Consider the following 884-nt stretch of genomic DNA (forward strand, 5'->3'; position numbering starts at 1 on the left):
TGCAGGTAGAGCCACCAGTCCATGATGATTCGCTGGTGTTCGTCAAATGTGCCGCGGTGGGCTCGGGCGAGGTGTTTTAGTTGTGCGTTTATGCCGCCTTCCAGGCTGTTTGTGGTGGTCTTCAGCGTGGTCGTGGTGCGGTGTGGTGGGTTGAGCCAGACGAAGAGGTGGCCTTGTTGGTAGAGACGCTCGAATCGGCGGTAGGCTCTGCGGGCTCTGGGATGGGTGTACCACCATTGCTGGTTGTCGCGGATACGTTTTGGGATCTCTTCTGGGGCGACTTGGTTGCGGTAGGTGCGTTGTTTGAGCCAGTCACCGTAGAGGTCCTGGAAGCGGTTGAGGCGAAGTACCCAGGTGATTGCCTGGTCACTGGTGGTGATGTGGGTCAGCTGGTTGCCGAGGCGAAGGAGTGCTTTGTGTGCGGTGATTGTGGGTTGGCGTGTGGTGTCTTTGATGGTGTCGCGGCGTACGTGGACGAGGCAGCGTTGAATGGAGGCGTTTGGCCAGCATTGTTTGATGGCTTTGTGGGCGCCACCGGAGCCGTCTGTGGTCACGACGAGGGGTTCGGCGATCATGTCGAAGAGTTTGGCGTAGTCGTAGGCGGTTTCTCGTGTGCACCAGTGCCAGGCGACGACGTGCTCGCTGGTTGCAGCGACAAGCAGGCATTTTTTGTGGAAGTAGGTGCCATCAATAAAGAGCTGGTCGTAGACGCGGTACGGGTCCGGTTTGCACGGGACGATGATGAACCAAAAGTAGGTGAACCAGCGGATGAGTGTGCGCCTGGAGACGTTGTGCGCAGCAGCGACAGCGTCGAGGGGACGCTGGTTGGTGATCCAGTCAATGAAGATGGCAAACCGATATGCGCTGGTCTTGGCTGAGTTGGG

1 protein-coding gene is annotated in these 884 nt (G+C 58.3%); it reads right to left on the reverse strand.

The genetic code is table 11. The features are described 5' to 3' along the window. Window positions 1-884: IS1249 family transposase (locus KBX13_RS11410; protein WP_256022277.1), on the reverse strand; the 884-nt coding region annotated here is incomplete at both ends.

This window comes from Corynebacterium sp. CCUG 51687, assembly GCF_024453995.1.
In the GTDB taxonomy this organism is placed as follows: Bacteria; Actinomycetota; Actinomycetes; order Mycobacteriales; family Mycobacteriaceae; genus Corynebacterium; species Corynebacterium pseudogenitalium.